13 protein-coding genes and 1 pseudogene are annotated in these 17162 nt (G+C 56.1%); 5 read left to right on the top strand and 9 right to left on the bottom strand.

What is annotated here, in order from left to right:
* Window positions 1-12 precede the first annotated feature (12 nt).
* From AXF19_RS11070 to smc, 8 genes are read right to left on the bottom strand one after another with little or no spacing between them, the layout of a single operon-like run.
* Complete coding sequence (locus AXF19_RS11070; protein ID WP_066848826.1) at window positions 13-2370, bottom strand: endonuclease MutS2; 2358 nt, start codon at window positions 2368-2370, stop codon at window positions 13-15.
* A gap of 9 nt (window positions 2371-2379) precedes the next feature.
* Window positions 2380-4878 carry a DUF3656 domain-containing U32 family peptidase gene (locus AXF19_RS11065; RefSeq protein WP_066848822.1) on the bottom strand — a complete coding sequence of 833 codons (2499 nt, stop codon included), beginning with the start codon at window positions 4876-4878 and terminating at the stop codon, window positions 2380-2382.
* Between the two features lie 5 nt (window positions 4879-4883).
* Complete coding sequence (gene scpB / locus AXF19_RS11060; protein WP_066848819.1) at window positions 4884-5543, bottom strand: SMC-Scp complex subunit ScpB; 660 nt, start codon at window positions 5541-5543, stop codon at window positions 4884-4886.
* Window positions 5530-6258: a segregation and condensation protein A gene (locus AXF19_RS11055; RefSeq protein ID WP_066848815.1), complete on the bottom strand. Its 729-nt coding sequence runs from the start codon at window positions 6256-6258 to the stop codon at window positions 5530-5532. The genes scpB and AXF19_RS11055 overlap by 14 nt, the downstream gene beginning before the upstream one ends.
* A gap of 8 nt (window positions 6259-6266) precedes the next feature.
* Window positions 6267-6896, bottom strand: coding sequence for a site-2 protease family protein (locus AXF19_RS11050; RefSeq protein WP_066848806.1), 630 nt, complete (start codon window positions 6894-6896; stop codon window positions 6267-6269).
* A gap of 16 nt (window positions 6897-6912) precedes the next feature.
* On the bottom strand, window positions 6913-7458 hold the full coding sequence (locus AXF19_RS11045; RefSeq protein WP_066848801.1) for an NUDIX domain-containing protein: 546 nt from the start codon (window positions 7456-7458) through the stop codon (window positions 6913-6915).
* Window positions 7459-7491: 33 nt separating this feature from the next.
* Window positions 7492-8427, bottom strand: coding sequence for a signal recognition particle-docking protein FtsY (gene ftsY / locus AXF19_RS11040; RefSeq protein WP_066850241.1), 936 nt, complete (start codon window positions 8425-8427; stop codon window positions 7492-7494).
* A 19-nt stretch (window positions 8428-8446) separates the two neighbouring features.
* Entirely contained in the window at window positions 8447-12010 is a 3564-nt protein-coding gene (smc, locus tag AXF19_RS11035; RefSeq protein ID WP_066848798.1) for a chromosome segregation protein SMC, read from the bottom strand.
* 143 nt (window positions 12011-12153) lie between these two features.
* Here smc and fba point away from each other — a divergent pair, with 143 nt between their 5' ends.
* Entirely contained in the window at window positions 12154-13146 is a 993-nt protein-coding gene (gene fba / locus AXF19_RS11030; RefSeq protein WP_066848795.1) for a class II fructose-1,6-bisphosphate aldolase, read from the top strand.
* Between the two features lie 194 nt (window positions 13147-13340).
* Window positions 13341-14570, top strand: coding sequence for an aspartate kinase (locus AXF19_RS11025; RefSeq protein ID WP_066848792.1), 1230 nt, complete (start codon window positions 13341-13343; stop codon window positions 14568-14570).
* Here AXF19_RS11025 and AXF19_RS15585 read toward each other — a convergent pair.
* A pseudogene (locus AXF19_RS15585) lies at window positions 14567-14715 on the bottom strand (secretion protein HlyD). The gene AXF19_RS11025 and the pseudogene AXF19_RS15585 sit on opposite strands and share 4 nt — an antisense overlap.
* A 176-nt stretch (window positions 14716-14891) precedes the next feature.
* Between AXF19_RS15585 and AXF19_RS11020 the strand changes: the two are divergent.
* From AXF19_RS11020 to rpsI, 3 genes are all read left to right on the top strand, one after another.
* Entirely contained in the window at window positions 14892-16133 is a 1242-nt protein-coding gene (locus AXF19_RS11020; RefSeq protein WP_066848790.1) for a pyridoxal phosphate-dependent aminotransferase, read from the top strand.
* A gap of 145 nt (window positions 16134-16278) precedes the next feature.
* Window positions 16279-16704 (top strand): 50S ribosomal protein L13, encoded by a 426-nt coding sequence (gene rplM, locus AXF19_RS11015; RefSeq protein ID WP_216634991.1) that lies wholly within the window; start codon window positions 16279-16281, stop codon window positions 16702-16704.
* A 26-nt stretch (window positions 16705-16730) separates the two neighbouring features.
* Window positions 16731-17123, top strand: a complete 393-nt coding sequence (rpsI, locus tag AXF19_RS11010) for a 30S ribosomal protein S9 (RefSeq protein WP_006691995.1) — start codon at window positions 16731-16733, stop codon at window positions 17121-17123.
* The last annotated feature ends 39 nt before the right edge of the window (window positions 17124-17162 follow it).

Genomic DNA, 17162 nt, shown 5'->3' with positions numbered 1-17162 from the left:
TATCAGAAGTGCCTATTTCAGTTCCACAACAGTCGCCCCTGTTCCGCCTTCGGAGATATCCGCAAACGCAAACGACAGCACAGAGCGATGATGTTTCAGATACTCCTGCAATCCCTGACGTAGCGCCCCCGTCCCCTTGCCGTGAATCAGAAGGATCTTGGAAAGCCCCGTGAAAACAGCGTCGTCAATAAATTTGCCGAGCACAGATTCCGCCTCGGACACGGTCATGCCGCGCACGTCGATCTGCGGACGGATCTCCGCCGACTTTCTGGAAATCGACGCAGCTACGCGTACCTTTTCGACGTTCTTTTGCTTTTTCCTGCGCGCAACAAATCGAGATGCGTTCATCTTGACAATCGTGCGCAGCCCACCCACCTGAACGGCAAGCTCCTTGCCCTGAACGGAGAGCACCGTCCCCTCCTGTGCAAGGCTTTCGATGTAGACAATATCGCCGCTCTGAATGTCATCGGCGCGAACGGGCTTGCCGACAGGCGCATTGCGCTCTGCAGAAGTCGGAACATACGCCTCGTCCAGTCGGGCACGTGCCTCCTGAATCGCCTTGCGGCGCTCCTTGACCCCGTGATCGTCGAACTGATCCTTGAGCGACTTGATCGTTTCCTCGGCGCTGCGCCGCGCCTCACGCACGATATTGTTTGCCTCCTCGCGCGCCTTGTGCAGGAGCTCCTGCCGCGATGCGGCAAGCGTCTCGCGCTCGCTACGCAGACGTGCCTCGACGGCTGCAATTTCGCGTTCTTTGTCACGCAGTTCACGATTCTTTACTTCGTAGTCCTGCTTTTCCTGTTCGAGCTCATTGACGACGCGCTCGAAATGCGTATGCTCCTCGTTGACATAGCGCTCCGCACGCCCGACAATGTCCTGCGACAGTCCGAGCTGTCGGCTGATCGAAAAGGCATTGCTCGCCCCCGGAATACCGATCAGGAGACGATAGGTCGGCCGCAGGGTCTTCAAATCGAACTCAACCGAGGCATTTTCCACGCCTGTCTGCGTGTAGGCGTATGTTTTGAGTGCCGCATAATGCGTCGTTGCAAGCACCGTGATGTCCCGCTGGAGGAAATGCTCAATGATGCTGCGCGCAAGCGCTGCCCCCTCATCGGGATCGGTGCCGGCTCCGACCTCATCCAGCAGAATCAGATCGCCCCGCTCCGCCTTTTCGATGATGCGGACGATGTTCCGCGTATGCGCCGAAAAGGTGGAAAGGCTCTGCTCGATGCTCTGCTCATCTCCGATGTCCGCGTAGATATTGCGGTAGACGGGCAGCTCTGAATCCGGCGCCGTCGGCAGGAAACAGCCGGATTGTGCCAGCAGCGACAGGAGTCCGAGCGTCTTCATGCTCACCGTCTTACCGCCTGTGTTCGGTCCCGTAATCAGGAGAATGGAAAACGTGTTTCCAAGCTCCATGTCAATCGGCACAACCTTATCCCTCGGGAGCAGCGGATGCCTTGCACGCTTTAAGCGGACAACGCCGTCGCGATTCAGCGTCGGCGGATATGCCTCCATTTCATGCGCAAGACCCGCACGGGCAAAGATGAGATCGATCTCCGCGAGGATCTCACAATTTTCCGCAAGTATCACGGCGGCCTGTGCAATTTCCCCCGTGAGTTTCTGCAAAATCCGCTGAATCTCCTGTTCACGCGCAAGCCCCATCTGCCGCACGGTATTGTTCAGCTCGACGGTCGCAAGCGGCTCCACGAAGAGAGTTGCGCCGCTCGCCGATTGATCGTGAATGACGCCCGGAAAATAATTGCGGTATTCCTGTTTGACGGGAATGACGTAGCGCTCATCGCGCACAGTGACAATCGCTTCCTGAAAGCATTTCTGATTCGCCGTATCGTGCAGGATGGCGGACAGGCGATCCTTCACACGCGCCTGTGCCGTATGGAGCTCCCGCGTAATCCTGCGCAGCTCGGGGCTGGCATCCTCACGAAAGTTCCCGTGCTCATCAACCGTATCCTTGAGGTGACGCTCCAATGTGCCAAGAATCTCAATCGGTCTTGCCATATCCTTCAGGAGCGGAGTCTCCTGCGTGAGATCACGGAAAAAATACTTTATGTTCCGCATACCGCCCATCGTGCTCATGACGGAGCGAAGCTCGTCAATCTCAAGGACAGAACCCATTGTCGCCTTTTTCAGAATCGCACGCAGATCGTAGATTCCTCCGAAGGGCGGCGGCTGCAGCTGTCGGATCTGCACCGCTTCGCGCGTTTCCTCATGCAGGCGCACAACCTCCTCGTAGTCCCCCGACGGTGTGACGCTGCGGCAGCGCTCTTTGCCGCGTATGGAGGAGGCAAACGATGCGAGCCAATTTGTAATTTTTTCGTATTCTAAGACCTTGAATGACTCAGTGTCCATACATACCTCTTATAAGATCCCGCGGAAGTAATGCCCGCGCGTAATATCATTGCCCTCCTGCATACGCAGATACTGCTCATCTTCTTCCTTGATCGGAGATTTTTGCTGCATTGCAGTTCGATACATCCGTACAATGCACTGCAGCTCCTTGGTCGGAATGCCGCGCCCCTCGATCCGCAGGGTTTTCACACCCATGTGGAGGAGCTGCTGCACATAGGGCAGCAGGGATAATTGCTTGCTGTTCAAGATGTGCATACGGCAGAACTGATCGGTCATCACGGGGAAGTCCACGCCCTTGCGGTCGCGGAGGTAATAATCCTGTCTGCGGCAGGGCATCGAACATTTCCCCGTGTCGAGATTGCCGAGAAAACTGCCCAAGACGCAATACTCCGAAATCATGAGCGGGAGGCGTCCGCTGACAAGGGCTGTCAGTGGAATAGGGCTCGTTCCTGCAAGCCGCTCCATCTGTTTTCCGTTGAGCTCAGGGGAAAGCGTCGCCTCTCCAAATCCATACGCGCGGAGGAATGCAAGCGTGGAGGGGTTATAGGAGATCATCGAATAATCCGCATGGAGCACAGCGGGAACGCGATCCCGCGCAAGGTATGCCGTCCCAATGTGATGAACGTGCAGAGCCGACGGCAGTTTCTTCCCAAAGCCCTCAAAGAGACGGATTAAAGCCGCCTGTTCATCCCCTCGGACAATGCGGGGGGTATTGTAGTCGATCCGAACACCGCATTCAGTCGCATAATCCCATGCGGCAGCATAATCTTTCGGTTGGAGAGAGGCACCGCGAAGCGATTCACCGCCGTACAGAATCCCGTCCGCACCCGCGGTGACAGCCGCCTTCATCGCGGCCAAATCATCGACAGCAACCATCAGCGCGGCAGGCTTCTGAATATCTGATTTATGAGCCATATGTCCTGTGCTGTTTTCCGCAGTCAGGCGTACAGCCTCGCTCCGCCTTTGCTGAAAACGGCTCATACGAACCTCCTCAATAGAGGCAATGGCAGAGCGGCGCAGATTATTCAGTTCGCTGACAGGCACCATCACGGATTCATCCATCTCACAGACAAGCTCCGCAAGTGAAAATATGGTCGTTCCTAGTCGTCCCATCTGTTTCTGCACAGTCTCGACGGTGAGCGGGCGATTGTTCGCCTCAGCGACAACGTAATCGCTCTCGCTGTCCGCAGCATTCCCCGCATCGTCCTCGATATGGAGATGCACCTGCTCACCGAGCCTTGCATAAAGGACGGCACGAATCGGAATACGCGCACTGTGATCCGGATCATAGGAGCGTCTTGCCTCATCCATGAGCTTCGCGTCATAGACCTTGAAGACGCGGTCATGAACGTGAACTTTTCCGCGAATGGGAAACGACACCGTATCTCCTGTAGCGGCCTCGCGGCACTCCTTCCCCCGTGCATTGTATAAATGCTCGATCTCGACACTGACACGGCCGCCGACCTTCACCCAAAAATCCACCTGATCGCCAATGGCGAGTTTCCCGGACAGCTTAACCGAGACTATATGCGAACTGCGGTCATATGCAGTGACTCGCCCGATCAGCAGTCCGCGATTGTTCGGACGGCGGTCGCTCATCATATATTTTCCCTGCGGCTTTTCCATATATGCCGTGGTAAAGTCACGGTTGAACACCTGCGCCAGATGGTCGCGATCCTCTGCGTCAACGGAGGCACTCTCATGATCGAGATGATGGTCAATCGCCTTGCGGTAGGTATGAACAATCGTTGCAACATATTCGGGGCGCTTCATACGCCCCTCGATTTTGAGTGAGTCAATGCCCGCATCGAGCAGCTGCGGAATGAGTTCGATTGTATTCAGATCACGCGGAGAGAGGAGGAAGTTCCCCGCCGATTCACCAAGTACATCCTTTCCGTCGGCATCGACCAATGTATAGGGCAGACGGCAGGGCTGCGCACAGCGCCCACGATTCCCGCTGCGCCCGCCGATCATGCTGCTCATTAGACATTGACCCGAATAGCAGACACAGAGCGCGCCGTGTACGAACGACTCGATTTCAATGCGGCTCTCGGCGCAGATATGACGAATCTCTGCAATGGATAGCTCACGCGCCAAAACAACGCGTGAGAAACCAAGCTCCTCCAACGCCCGAACACCTGCAAGATTATGCACTGTCATCTGCGTGCTCGCGTGCAGCGGAAGACGCGGAACGACCTGCTTTGCCAGACGTACAGCACCGAGATCCTGCAGGAGAACGGCATCCGCCCCCGCATCGTAGAGGAATGACAAATATTCCTTTAACTGCGGGAGTTCATCACTGTCGACAATCGTATTGACAGCAACATGCACCTGCACATTTTTGAGATGTGCATGACGAATCACCTCGGCAAGCTCATCCTCATCGAAATTGGAGGCGTAAGCACGTGCACCGAACATCTTTCCGGCAAGATATACTGCATTTGCCCCATTTTCAACGGCAGCGAGAAATGCTTCCTTCGTTCCCGCAGGAGCGAGTAGTTCAACCAATGAATTCAATCCTTTGCATCATAGGGAAGCGCAACGGAATTTGTCCCCTGCGCTCCAACGTCGTCATTTCTGTCCTCATTGTCCATCACATCCGTAGCAGCGCGCATTTCCTCGAAGAGGCGCAGCTGGTCGTCGTCAAGCGTATCCTTTACGTCGTCCATGTCGGGAAGTGCAGGAAGATCCGCAATCTGCTCGAGACCAAATGCGCGCAGAAATAAATCCGTCGTTCCATAGAGAATTGGGCGGCCGATCACCTGCTTGCGCCCCATCTCACAGATCAACTCAAGCTCGAGCAGGCGACCGATCGAACGCTCCGCACGAACGCCTCGGATATGCTCCACTTCCTGCTTTGTAATCGGCTGCTTATACGCAATGATGGAAAGCGTCTCCATCGCCGAGGAAGAAAGTGTCGGCTGCACCTTTTCCGACAGTTTCTTCACCCACGGAAAGGCGTTCGGATGCGTCACGAGCTGATAGCCGCCTGCGGATCTGCGCAGAAAGATCCCGCTCCCGCGTTCCGTGAGAATATGCTCGAGCTCGATCAATGTCTCCTGTACTTCCCACTCGGGCGCCTCGATGATTTCGGCGAGCTTCGGTACGGAGAGCGGAATGCCGGCAGCGAAGAGAACGGCTTCCAATATGCCTGCCCGACTAAGAGACTGCACGGCTTCCCTCCTTTGCCGAGATCACAATTTCATAGTAAAGATGTTCCTGCGCAATATAGACCATCTGCATTTTCGCGAGTTCCAAAAGTGCCAAAAAAGCAGACAAAAGCTCCTCGCGCGTCCCTGTTGGAAACGCCTCATGCAGTTTGATTCTGCCGTTCCTGCACCGAAGAAGTTCGAGAATATCCGTCATCTTGTCCTGCACACGATATTCCTCTGCCGAAACAACAACGGCAGGAATCACAGGTTCTTCACGAATGCGCCGAACATCTGAAAAAAAACGCATAAGCGCCTCTGCCGAAAGTCCCGTAATGGGCATTCGATGTGCGGGAAGCGGCATCGGTGCACGCTCTACATAGGGGCTCTGGGCATCGTTCAGAGAGAATAGTATGGACGAGACCTCCTTGAAACGACGGTATTCGAGCAGTCGCTCCACAAGCTCCATGCGCGGATCTTCCTCCTGCTCCTCCGCCGCATCGGCCTTTGGCAGTAGCATACGCGATTTGATCCGCAGGAGAGTCGCTGCCATCACCAAAAACTCGCTTGCGTATTCAATGTCAAATTGATACAGCGTATCGATATGGTCGAGATACTGACGTGTCAAATCCGCGATGGGGATATCATAGAGATCGATTTTATTCTTTTCAATCAGATGCATGAGGAGATCCATCGGACCCTCAAACGCATCCAATTTTACGAGATAGTCTGCCGCCATAGCGTTCCTTAAAAGAGGAGCAGGCTGCCGACCGCACTGTATAGACCGTATACCAAACGAAAGAGCGGCATGAGGACAACACTCAGCAACGGTGTTGCGATGAACACGATCATGATGAGCAGACTGTAGCGCTCGATCGACTGATAGCGATAGGCGAGATCCGGCGGCAGAAGATTGCGCACAATATGCGAGCCGTCGAGCGGCGGAATCGGGAGCATATTGAAGATCGCAAAGTTGACGTTGTAGACAAAGATCATCTGAATGATCCCATATGTAATGGGAGAAACGTCAATATTATGTGAGCGAATAAAGAGGATCATGTAGAAGGCAATGAAGCCGAGCAGCAGATTCATCGCAGGACCCGCGACAGACACTAGAATATCATCCCGCCGAGGCTGACGGAAGTTGCTCGGGTTCACCATCACAGGCTTCGCCCAACCAAAGCGCACGAGAAAGAGCATGATAAGCCCGATTGGATCGATATGTGCACGCGGGTCGAGGGTCAGACGCCCCATCAGACGCGGCGTGAAGTCACCGAGCGAGACCGCAGCACGCGCGTGCGCATACTCGTGAAAGGTCATGGCGATGATGAGCCCCGGGATTCCGAGCAGCATCTCTTCAAAGTTAAATCCGAACATATATCTCTCCCATTCGTCATCCCCGCAGGCGCTCTTCTGCCATCATCAGCGAAATGATGGTCTTGGAGTCGATGATCTCCCCCGTCTTCACCATTGCAAGAGCATCGGCAAACGGCATTTGAACCACATTGACAAATTCGTCTTCATCGGTATGCTGCGCACCGACCGACAGCCCGTGCGCGAGATAGAGATGAATGTACTCATTCGAAAAGCCGACCGTCGTTGCAATCGTCGTCAGTTTGTCGTACTTCTCCGCCGTATATCCGGTCTCTTCCGACAGCTCACGCCGCGCACAGTGTAGCGGGTCTTCGCCCTCCATATCGAGCTTTCCCGCCGGCACCTCGAGCGTCACCTTTCCAATCGGATAGCGAAATTGGCGCACCAAAATCACATTGCCGTTCGGCAGCACGGGGAGCACTGCCGCTGCGCCGGGGTGGTGAATCCACTCGCGCACGGACTCCTTTCCGTTCGGCAGACGCACCATATCGCGACGCACATGAAGCAATGTACCGTCAAAGATATTTTCACTGCTGCACTTTGTTTCTACCAGATCCTCATACATAGGGAATTCCCCTTTCATCCACAATACTCAGCATCATTCCCCCGCCTCGTCCGCACGCTTGACGAATAGGGCGCTCACAAAATCTTCCGCATGGAAGGGGCGCAGATCATCCATCCCCTCGCCGACACCGATCCACTTGATCGGAATGGACAGCTGTGACTTGATGCCGATGGTTACACCGCCCTTTGCCGTTCCGTCGAGTTTCGTGAGAACAACGCCGGAAACAGGCGCGGCCTGCGTAAAGAGCTCCGCCTGGCTGATTGCATTCTGCCCGGTACCTGCGTCGAGAACGAGCAGCGTCTCATGCGGCGCCCCCGAAATCTCGCGTCCGATGACACGGTAAATTTTCTCGAGCTCCTGCATGAGATTGGACTTTGTCTGGAGGCGCCCCGCCGTATCGACAATCACAATGTCGATGCTGCGCGCCTTCGCCGCCTGCAATGCGTCAAAGACGACGGCGGCAGGATCGGAGCCCTCGCCGTGCTTGATGACCTGTGCGTCCGCACGCTTGCCCCAGATCTCAAGCTGGTCGATTGCAGCTGCGCGGAAGGTGTCCGCCGCCGCGAGCAGGACGGACTTCCCTTTTCTGCGGTAGTAGGCACTCAGTTTCCCGATGGTCGTCGTCTTGCCGACGCCATTCGTGCCGACGACAAGCAGCACCGTAGGTCCCTGCGCCGCCATATGGAATGTATTCTCGCCCGCTTCGAGAATCCGCACGATTTCCTTTTCCAAAAATGGGATCAGATCCTCGGGCGTACGTATCTCCTTCTGTTTGATGCCCTTGCGCACCGCTACGATAAGGGTCTCCGTCGTCTTGACGCCGACATCTGCCATCAGCAGCGTCTCCTCGAGATCATCTATGAGATCATCATCAATGTCGGCGTATCCGATAATGAGCCGCTCGATATTATGTGTAAAGTTCTCCCGTGTTTTCGTCAGGCTCTTTTTCAGCCGGTCAAAGAATCCCACACTGACTCCTTTCTGCATTTCATGCGGACTGCTCCGCTTCATAATCCTTCAAACGAATGGACAGCACCTTCGAGACCCCTGCGTCCTCAACTGTCACGCCGTACATCGTATCCGCCGCACGCATCGTGCCCTTGCGGTGGGTCACAACGATGAACTGTGTATTCTTTGCAAACTCCTTCAAGAATTCACCGAAGCGCGAGACATTTGCCTCATCGAGCGGCGCGTCGATCTCGTCCAAGATGGAAAACGGCGAGGGACGATAGCGCAGGAAGGAGAAGAGCAGGGCGATAACCGTGAGTGCGCGCTCACCGCCCGAGAGCGCGGAGAGGTTCTGCCGCTTCTTATCGGGCAGGGTGACAAGGATCTCAACGCCACTGCTTAGTATATCCTCTTTGTCCGTCAGACGCAATTCCGCAATGCCGCCGCCAAAGAGACGCACAAAGATTTCATTGAAATACTCCTGAATCTGGCGGAAGGCTTCGCGGAATGTGCGCGTCATATCCTGATCGATCTTCCGGATAATCTGCTCGATGTCCTGCTTTGCGGCTCTCAGATCGGCAATCTGTGCCTCTTCCTCCTCGTAACGTTCCTTCTTCTCCGCATACTCCTCGACAGCATTCGGGTTTACTGTACCGAGCGCCCGAATGCTCTCCTCCAATGCGTGCAGACGCATCTCCAAGACAGGGGCTTCCACCTCCTGTGCCTCTTTTGCAGCAACCTCGGGCGTCAGCCCGAAATCAGAGAGGAGACCCGTGCGGCAATCCTCCAAGCGCAGGTGAACGCGCTCCAGGCGCTTGTCGCAGTCGTGCTGCTTCGCGCGGACAGCTTCCACACGCGTGACGGCGCTCTTGATCGCCGTATCGAGAACGCGGCTCTCCGCCTCATGCGCGAGGCGCTGATCCTTCATCTCTCCTCTGCGCTTTTCATGCTCCTCAAATGCCGCATCCTGACGTGCGATGTCGCTCTCAAGCACGGAGAGGCGCTGCTTGTCCTCCCGTAGCTCATCGGACAGCTTCACGCCCTGCTCCATGACGGAATCCAGTGCCCGCTGCGCCTCCGCGCGCTCGAGTTCGCGGGATTTGCGATTGCGCTCTCCTGTTTCGATCTCGGCGGACAGCGCAGCCACGGCAACATCCAGCTCATGCAGGCGTGCCGTCTGCTCACTGCGCAGCGTGCGCAGCTCTCCGTAGCGGGTATTCAGCGCAGCGATTGCACGCGAAAAGCGTTCCTCATGCCGCCCGCATACGGCAATATGACGCTCGATCCGCGCGCGTCTCTCTGCCAGCTGCGCACCGCGCTCCACGCGCACAGCTTCCGCGCGCGCCATTTCACGCAGCACATTCTCCTGATCTGCAATGCGTTCCTTTAACACGCCGCATTTTCCGCGTTCCTCCATGAGTTCCTGCGCCAGACGATCCACGGTCTCCCGCTTCTCCGCATGCTGCTCGCTCCGCTCCTTGAGGCGCTGTCTTTGCTGCTCCAACGAAGCACGCCGCTGATGCTGCGCGTCCTCGTGCTCGCGCAAACTGCCCGCAAGCGCCTCGATCTCTGTCCGACGATTCAGCAGCGAGGATGCCTGTTTTTTTCGTCCGCCGCCCGTGAGCGAGCCGCCGGGATTCAGGAGTTCCCCCGTCAGCGTCACAATGCGGAGGCGGTAGCCCTCCTGCTTCGCCGCAATCAGGGCATCATCCAAATTCTCCATCACAAGGGTCTGTGCAAGCAGATGATCGGCAACCTTTTGAAATTTTCCATCTGCCTGAACGAGGGTATTTGCCCATCCGATCACGCCGCGACAGCGCCGCAGGTCGATCTCACGCGGACGGCGCACCGTAATCGTCGTCAGCGGCAGGAAAGTGACACGCCCGCCATTTTTTCGCTTCAAATAGGAAATGGCTGCCTTCGCCGTATCCGTATCCTCGGTGACGATATTCCGCACACTCCCGCCGAGCGCCACATCGATTGCCGTGAGATAGCGCTCGGGAATGCGGATGAGATCGGCAACCGTTCCCGCAACGCCCTTACGCCAAGGCTCCGTCGCCTGTAAGACGGTCTGCACGTCACGCCCGAAGCCCTCATAGCTGTCCTGTATACGACGCTGAAAGTCGAGGCTCTGCCGTATGCGAAGAATCTCCGCATCGGACTGCCTGAGCTGTGCATCATCGCGCTCGATGGCGTGACGCAGCGCTTCGATCTCCCCATGCAGACGATCCCGTTCCTGCGAAAAATTCGACATCTTCTCAGCAGCAAGCTCTGTCTCACGGGTTCTGCGTTCAAATTCTTCCTGCGCCGCCGCAAGGAGAGCCTGCCGCCGCAGACGTTCCTCCTCCTGCGTCTGCCTGTTCTCATCCCCCGTATCGGCGGCATTCCGCACAACGGCAAGTTCCTCCCGCAGGCGTACCAATACGCACTGTACGGCATGGCGGGCGTGCTCCTCCTTCGCCGTCTGCTGCTCCGCGCTGGAAAGATGCGCCTCCACCTGCTCGGCTTCTGCGCGCAGTGCCGCCTGCTTCTCCTCGTTCTCCTTGATTTCTGCTTTCTTGCGCGCCAAAAGTGCCTCGAGCTGAACAATCTCCTGCTCCGTCACCTTGATCTTGGTGGAAGCAGACACGCGCATACGCTCGTTGTCCTCTTCGCGTCTTTTGCCCTGATCCTGCCGCCCTTGGATGAGCGCTGACTCCTGCCGGAGGGCGTCCAGTTTCTCCTGAATGCTGCGGCTCACCTGCTCCTCTGCTTGCAGACGTCGGTCGATGTCGGAAATGTCTGCCTCAATGGCATTCTTTTTTTCCTCCGCATCCATGCGGGCATGCATTTCGCGCGCTTCCTCGTCACGATGGACGCGCAGCGTCTGGTCCAGTGTCGTCTGCTCCTGCATAAGCTGTTCATGCTGCTGCACCAGTGCCGTCAGCTGATACTGGCGCCGCTCCGCATCGAGTCTGCGGAACTCCAATGTCTTTTCCGACTGCACGGCAAGCGGCTCAAGCTCTGCCGCATGGGCATACATAATATCGTTCAGACGCACGAGATCGCCCTCGTTCTCGCGCAGCTTGCGCAACGCCTCCTGCTTGCGCGTACGATACTTCGTAATACCCGCTGTTTCCTCAAAGAACACGCGGCGATCCTCTGGGCGGCTGTCAAGGATGTCGTTCAGTCGGTTCTGACCGATGATGCTCATGCCGTCATGACCGATGCCCGTATCTGCAAAGAGCTGATAGATGTCCTTGATGCGGCAGCGCGAATCATTGAGATACACCTCGCTGTCGCCGTTTCGATAGAGGCGGCGCTTGACAACGACCTCGTCATAGTCAATTGGAAGCATCTTGTCCGTATTATCAAAGACGAGGACAACCTCCGCCACACTGAGGGCTCGGCGTGCCGCAGATCCGGCAAAGATGATGTCCTCGGAGCGCAGTCCGCGCAGCATGCGAATATTCTGCTCGCCGAGAACCCAGCGAACAGCGTCCGTAATATTGCTTTTGCCGCTGCCATTCGGACCCACCACGGCGGTAATCCCCTGGTCGAACTGCACGACGATCCGCTCGGCGAATGACTTGAATCCGTACGCTTCCAAGCGCTTTAACTGCACGCAATGCACCTGCCTTTACCGATTAGTTCACTCATTATAGCAGAACGGATGGGAAATTTCAAAAAACGGTATCTTCCGTAAATAAACTATGCTATAATGAAATCGTTCGTGGGATATTTTTAAGTTTAATAGGGGGTAATCACATGCCACTTGTCGGAACAAAGGAAATGTTTAAGAAAGCCTACGAGGGCGGCTATGCCATCGGTGCTTTCAATGTCAACAACATGGAGATCGTTCAGGGCATTACGGACGCTGCGGGAGAGCTCAAGTCCCCTCTGATCCTGCAGGTCTCCGCAGGTGCCCGCAAGTATGCACGCCATGAGTACCTTGTCCATCTCGTCAAGGCAGCACTCGAGATCAACGACATTCCCATTGCTCTGCACCTCGACCACGGCGCAGACTTCGATATCTGCAAGTCCTGCATCGACGGCGGCTTCACCTCCGTCATGATTGACGGCTCTCATCTGCCGTACGATGAGAACGTCGCGCTTGCAAAGCGCGTCGCAGAGTATGCGCACGCACACGGTGTCGTCGTTGAGGCGGAGCTCGGGCAGCTCGCCGGCATTGAGGACGATGTCAATGTCTCCGCAGAGGACGCGTCCTATACGAAGCCCGAGGAAGTACAGGACTTCGTCGAAAAGACGGGCGTTGACTCCCTCGCGATCGCAATCGGTACCTCGCACGGCGCGTTCAAGTTCACGCCGGAGCAGTGCACGCGCAATGCAGACGGCGTCCTCGTTCCGCCGCCGCTCCGCTTCGACATCCTCGAGGAGATCGAGAAGCGCATTCCGGGCTTCCCCATCGTCCTGCACGGTGCTTCCTCCGTCATTCCGAAGTATGTGAAGATCATCAACGAGAACGGCGGACATATGCCGGATGCAGTCGGCATCCCCGAGGATCAGCTGCGCCGCGCGGCAAAGTCCTCCGTCTGCAAGATCAACATCGACTCCGATCTCCGTCTCGCAATGACGGCAGGCATCCGCGAGCACTTCAAGAAGGAGCCGTCCCACTTCGACCCGCGTCAGTATCTGACCGATGGCCGCAGCTACATCAAGGAGCTCGTCACCCACAAGATCAAAGAGGTGCTCGGTTCTGACGGCAAGGCTCCGGAAATCCAGGCGCTCCTCAACAAGTAAGATCGCCTCGTTCGCATAACGGAGTGAAAGCAATATGACCTTATTTCGTGTATGACATGAGATAAGGTCATATTTTTATTTCCGTATCCTCCCCATTCGGCTTCTGCTGTCTGGACAGTGCTCTGTTTTTACGCTATAATGCGTTCAGCATTCACCGTTATGGGAATCATATCAATACCATAGGGGGACATTATATGGCACTAATTGTAAAGAAATTTGGCGGAAGCTCCGTAGCGACGCCTGAAAAGATCAAGAATGTAGCAAAGCGGATTCTGAGCGAGAAAGCCCCCGACGACCGCATTGTCATGGTGGTATCGGCAATGGGCGATACGACGGACGATCTCATTGCGCTCGCGGGAGAAGTGGCAGAGAGCCCCTATCAGTACGCACGCGAGATGGATATGCTCATGACGACGGGTGAGCAGGTTTCCATCGCCCTCCTTGCGATGGCATTCCGCTCGATGGGGCAGCCTGCTGTCTCCCTCACGGGCGCGATGGCGGGCATGAAAACCGACAGTGCGCATACGAAGGGGCGCATCCTCGGGCTTCATCCGGAGCGCGTCCACGAGGAGCTGGACAAGGGCAATATTGTCGTTATTGCGGGCTTTCAGGGAACGGATGAAAACGGGAATCCCGTGACCCTCGGACGCGGCGGTTCGGACACATCGGCGGTCGCGATTGCGGGTGCGATTGGCGCGGATACCTGCGAGATCTACACGGATGTCGACGGCATATACTCTGCCGACCCGCGCATTGCAAAGGGCGCGCGCCGTATGCGGGAGATTACCTACAACGAGATGCTTGAGATGGCGCGCCTCGGCGCGGGTGTCATGCAGCCGCGCTCCGTGGAGATGGGACAGCTCTACGGCATCCCCATCCACGTCCGCTCGACCTTTACCTCAGAACCGGGAACCATCATTAGGGAGGAATACACAGTGGAAGAAAAGTCCTTTATCATTCGCGGCGTTACCCATGACGAGCACGTCTCCAAGATCACCGTCCTCGGTGTCTCCAATGTCCCCGGTGTTGCGCACAAGATTTTCTCTGCCCTCGCTGCGGCAAACATCGACGTGGATATGATCGTACAGAGCATCCGCAGCGCAGAGTCGAATATGACGGATATGGTCTTCACCGTCGCTACGATTGACGCAGAGGAGGCGCGGCAGGTCGTCGAGGGCATCTCGTCAGAGATCAGTGCGTCTGCTGTCGTCGTTGACAACGATGTCGCGAAGATTTCCATTGTCGGCGCGGGTATGCTCGGCAATCCCGGGATAGCCTCGCGCATGTTTGGCGCACTCTCACGTGCCGACATCAACATCGAGATCATCAGCACGTCCGAGATCAGTATCTCCTGCCTCATCAAGGGTGGCAGCGTAAAGGATGCGGTCAACCGCATCCACAACGAGTTCTTCCCCGAAGGCTAAGGAAGCACTGATAAATTCAGCACCGCCATCTTAGCACATCTTTTTTGCCCGCACAACGCCTGCAAATCCTCCACATAGCCTTTGCAGCGTTAGGTTTGCCTCCTAGTTCGGACGAAAAAATCTGCGCCAATCTGACGGACTTCATTTTATCAGCGATTCCCTAAGAATACGTGTATACACCCGCTTATTCTGTGGACATGAGCGGGACAAAACGATATCATCATAATGAATTCTAAAGAAAGCACGGATACATGAAGATCTGCCGCGCGGCGGACTGCATGGTGTCCGTGCTTTCAAAACGAAAAGGAGAGCGTATTTACAATGGCAATTCAGATGGCGGCATCCCACGCGGCTTCGAGGAGACTGAAGGACGCGATTTTCGGTGCCAATGCGGCATGCCGCGCCGCAATCGCAGAACATGGTGCAGAGCGTGTGACGAATGCGACGATCGGTGCAGTCATGGATGACGAGGGCAAACTCGCCCATCTCCCCACCGTCGAGCGCGTCTTCCGTTCACTGCCCATCGAGGACTACATTGCCTATGCACCGATCTCTGGGCTGCCGGAGTATCTGGAGGCGGCAATCGACATCACGTTTGCAGGAAACCGCCCGTCAGGCCACCTCGGCGCGATTGCAACCGCCGGTGGCACGGGTGCCCTGCGCACAGCCGTCGACAACTATGTGGAAAAGGGCGATCAGGTGCTCACCTCGGATTGGTTCTGGGGGACGTACAATGTCATCTGTCAGGAACTCGGCTGCTCCGTGACGAACTTCCGGCTCTTTGACGAATCGAACAATTTCAACCATGAGGCATTTGCCGTAGCAGTCGATGCCCTCTTCAAGACACAGGAAAGCCTCCTCATCATTCTCAACACGCCGGCGCACAACCCGACGGGCTATAGCCTCTCTGCAGAGGACTGGGATCACGTGCTTGACTGTGTGAAAAGGCACGCAGCAACGGGCAAGAAGGTGCATCTGCTCGTCGATATCGCCTACATCGACTTTGCAGGCGAAAAGCATGAAACACGCGCCTTCATGCAGAAGTTCGCCGATCTGCCCGAAAACATCCTGACGCTCTTTGCCTTCTCCATGTCCAAGGCTTATACCTTCTACGGACAGCGCTGCGGCGCACTCATTGCGCTCTCCGCGAGCAAGGCAGTCATCGACGAGTTTGGCGAGATCAGCAAGTACGCAGCACGCGCCACGTGGTCGAACATCAACCGCGGTGCGATGACCCTCCTGACGCGCATTCAGCAGGACAGCGCAGCCTATGCCTCCTACGAAGCGGAGCGCGATGCTCTCTACCGTCTGGTACAGGAGCGCGGCGACATTTTTATGAAAGAGGCACAGGAGTGCGGACTCCCTGCCCTCCCCTACAAGGGCGGCTTCTTCCTTGCCATTCCGGCAGCCGATCCGCAGACAGTCTGCGACCTCCTCCACGAGGATCTGATCTTTGCCGTACCGCTCAAGATGGGCGTGCGCATTGCGGCGTGTTCCGTTCCGCGTGAAAAAATGCACGGGATTGCAGAAAAAGTCAAGCGCGCAATGGATAAAATGCCTTGACATTCCGCTCAAAATCTCATAGAATAGCGACGTGTGATATTTTTCATGTAGCCATTAGCCCCGGAGACATGAGTGGATATTGCATCAACTCATAATCATTGAATGCTCTTACTCTCTAGGGGGGAATTACGTGAAAACCACGGTTATGGCAAAAGCCGCCGATATTGAACGCAAGTGGTACGTTGTAGACGCCGAGAATCAGACAGTCGGACGTCTGGCAGCAGAGATCGCGAAAGTCCTGCGCGGCAAGAACAAGCCCATCTACACACCGCATGTTGACACCGGCGACTATGTCATCGTCATCAATGCTGAGAAAGTGAAATTCACGGGAAAGAAGCTGACGGACAAGACCTACTTCCGTCATTCGGGCTATCAGGGCGGCACGACCTTTACGACCGCCGGCGATATGCTCCGCCGCTTCCCGACCCGCGTCATCGAGCACGCTGTCAAGGGCATGCTGCCGAAGAACAGCCTCGGCGCTCAGATCTTCCGTAAGCTCAACGTCTACGTTGGTCCGGATCATCCCCACGCAGCACAGAAGCCTGAACCGCTGGCGTTTGATATTCGCTGAGTTTCATAAAAGGAGGAATCTGTTCGATGGCACAAGTCACTTATTACGGCACAGGTCGCCGCAAGACCTCGGTCGCACGCGTCCGCCTCGTTCCCGGCGACGGCAAGGTTACGATCAACGGTCGTGAGATGGCGGAATACTTCGGTCTCAAAACGCTCGAGCTGATCGTTCGTCAGCCGCTCAACCTGACCGAGACGGTTGATAAATACGATGTCATTGCCAACGTATCCGGCGGCGGTGCATCCGGTCAGGCCGGTGCAATCCGTCATGGTATCACGCGCGCACTCATCGAGATGGATGCAGAGCTGCGCCCTGCCCTCAAGAAGGCAGGCTTCGTCACGCGTGACCCGCGTGAGAAGGAGCGCCGCAAGTACGGTCTCAAGAAGGCACGTAAGGCGTCCCAGTTCTCGAAGCGCTAATATCTCTGTTATTGCAAAAAGCCTGTTGTACGAAAAGCT

The organism is Selenomonas sp. oral taxon 126, from assembly GCF_001683335.1.
Classification (GTDB): domain Bacteria; phylum Bacillota; class Negativicutes; order Selenomonadales; family Selenomonadaceae; genus Centipeda.
This window is presented reverse-complemented; position numbering and strand designations above follow the sequence as displayed.

Coding starts and splice junctions, on each gene's coding strand:
- AXF19_RS11070 (WP_066848826.1), bottom strand. CDS start 2,370: ATGGACACTGAGTCATTCAAGGTCTTAGAATACGAAAAAATTACAAAT.
- AXF19_RS11055 (WP_066848815.1), bottom strand. CDS start 6,258: ATGGCGGCAGACTATCTCGTAAAATTGGATGCGTTTGAGGGTCCGATG.
- AXF19_RS11050 (WP_066848806.1), bottom strand. CDS start 6,896: ATGTTCGGATTTAACTTTGAAGAGATGCTGCTCGGAATCCCGGGGCTC.
- AXF19_RS11045 (WP_066848801.1), bottom strand. CDS start 7,458: ATGTATGAGGATCTGGTAGAAACAAAGTGCAGCAGTGAAAATATCTTT.
- fba (WP_066848795.1), top strand. CDS start 12,154: ATGCCACTTGTCGGAACAAAGGAAATGTTTAAGAAAGCCTACGAGGGC.
- AXF19_RS11025 (WP_066848792.1), top strand. CDS start 13,341: ATGGCACTAATTGTAAAGAAATTTGGCGGAAGCTCCGTAGCGACGCCT.
- AXF19_RS11020 (WP_066848790.1), top strand. CDS start 14,892: ATGGCAATTCAGATGGCGGCATCCCACGCGGCTTCGAGGAGACTGAAG.
- rplM (WP_216634991.1), top strand. CDS start 16,279: ATGGCAAAAGCCGCCGATATTGAACGCAAGTGGTACGTTGTAGACGCC.
- rpsI (WP_006691995.1), top strand. CDS start 16,731: ATGGCACAAGTCACTTATTACGGCACAGGTCGCCGCAAGACCTCGGTC.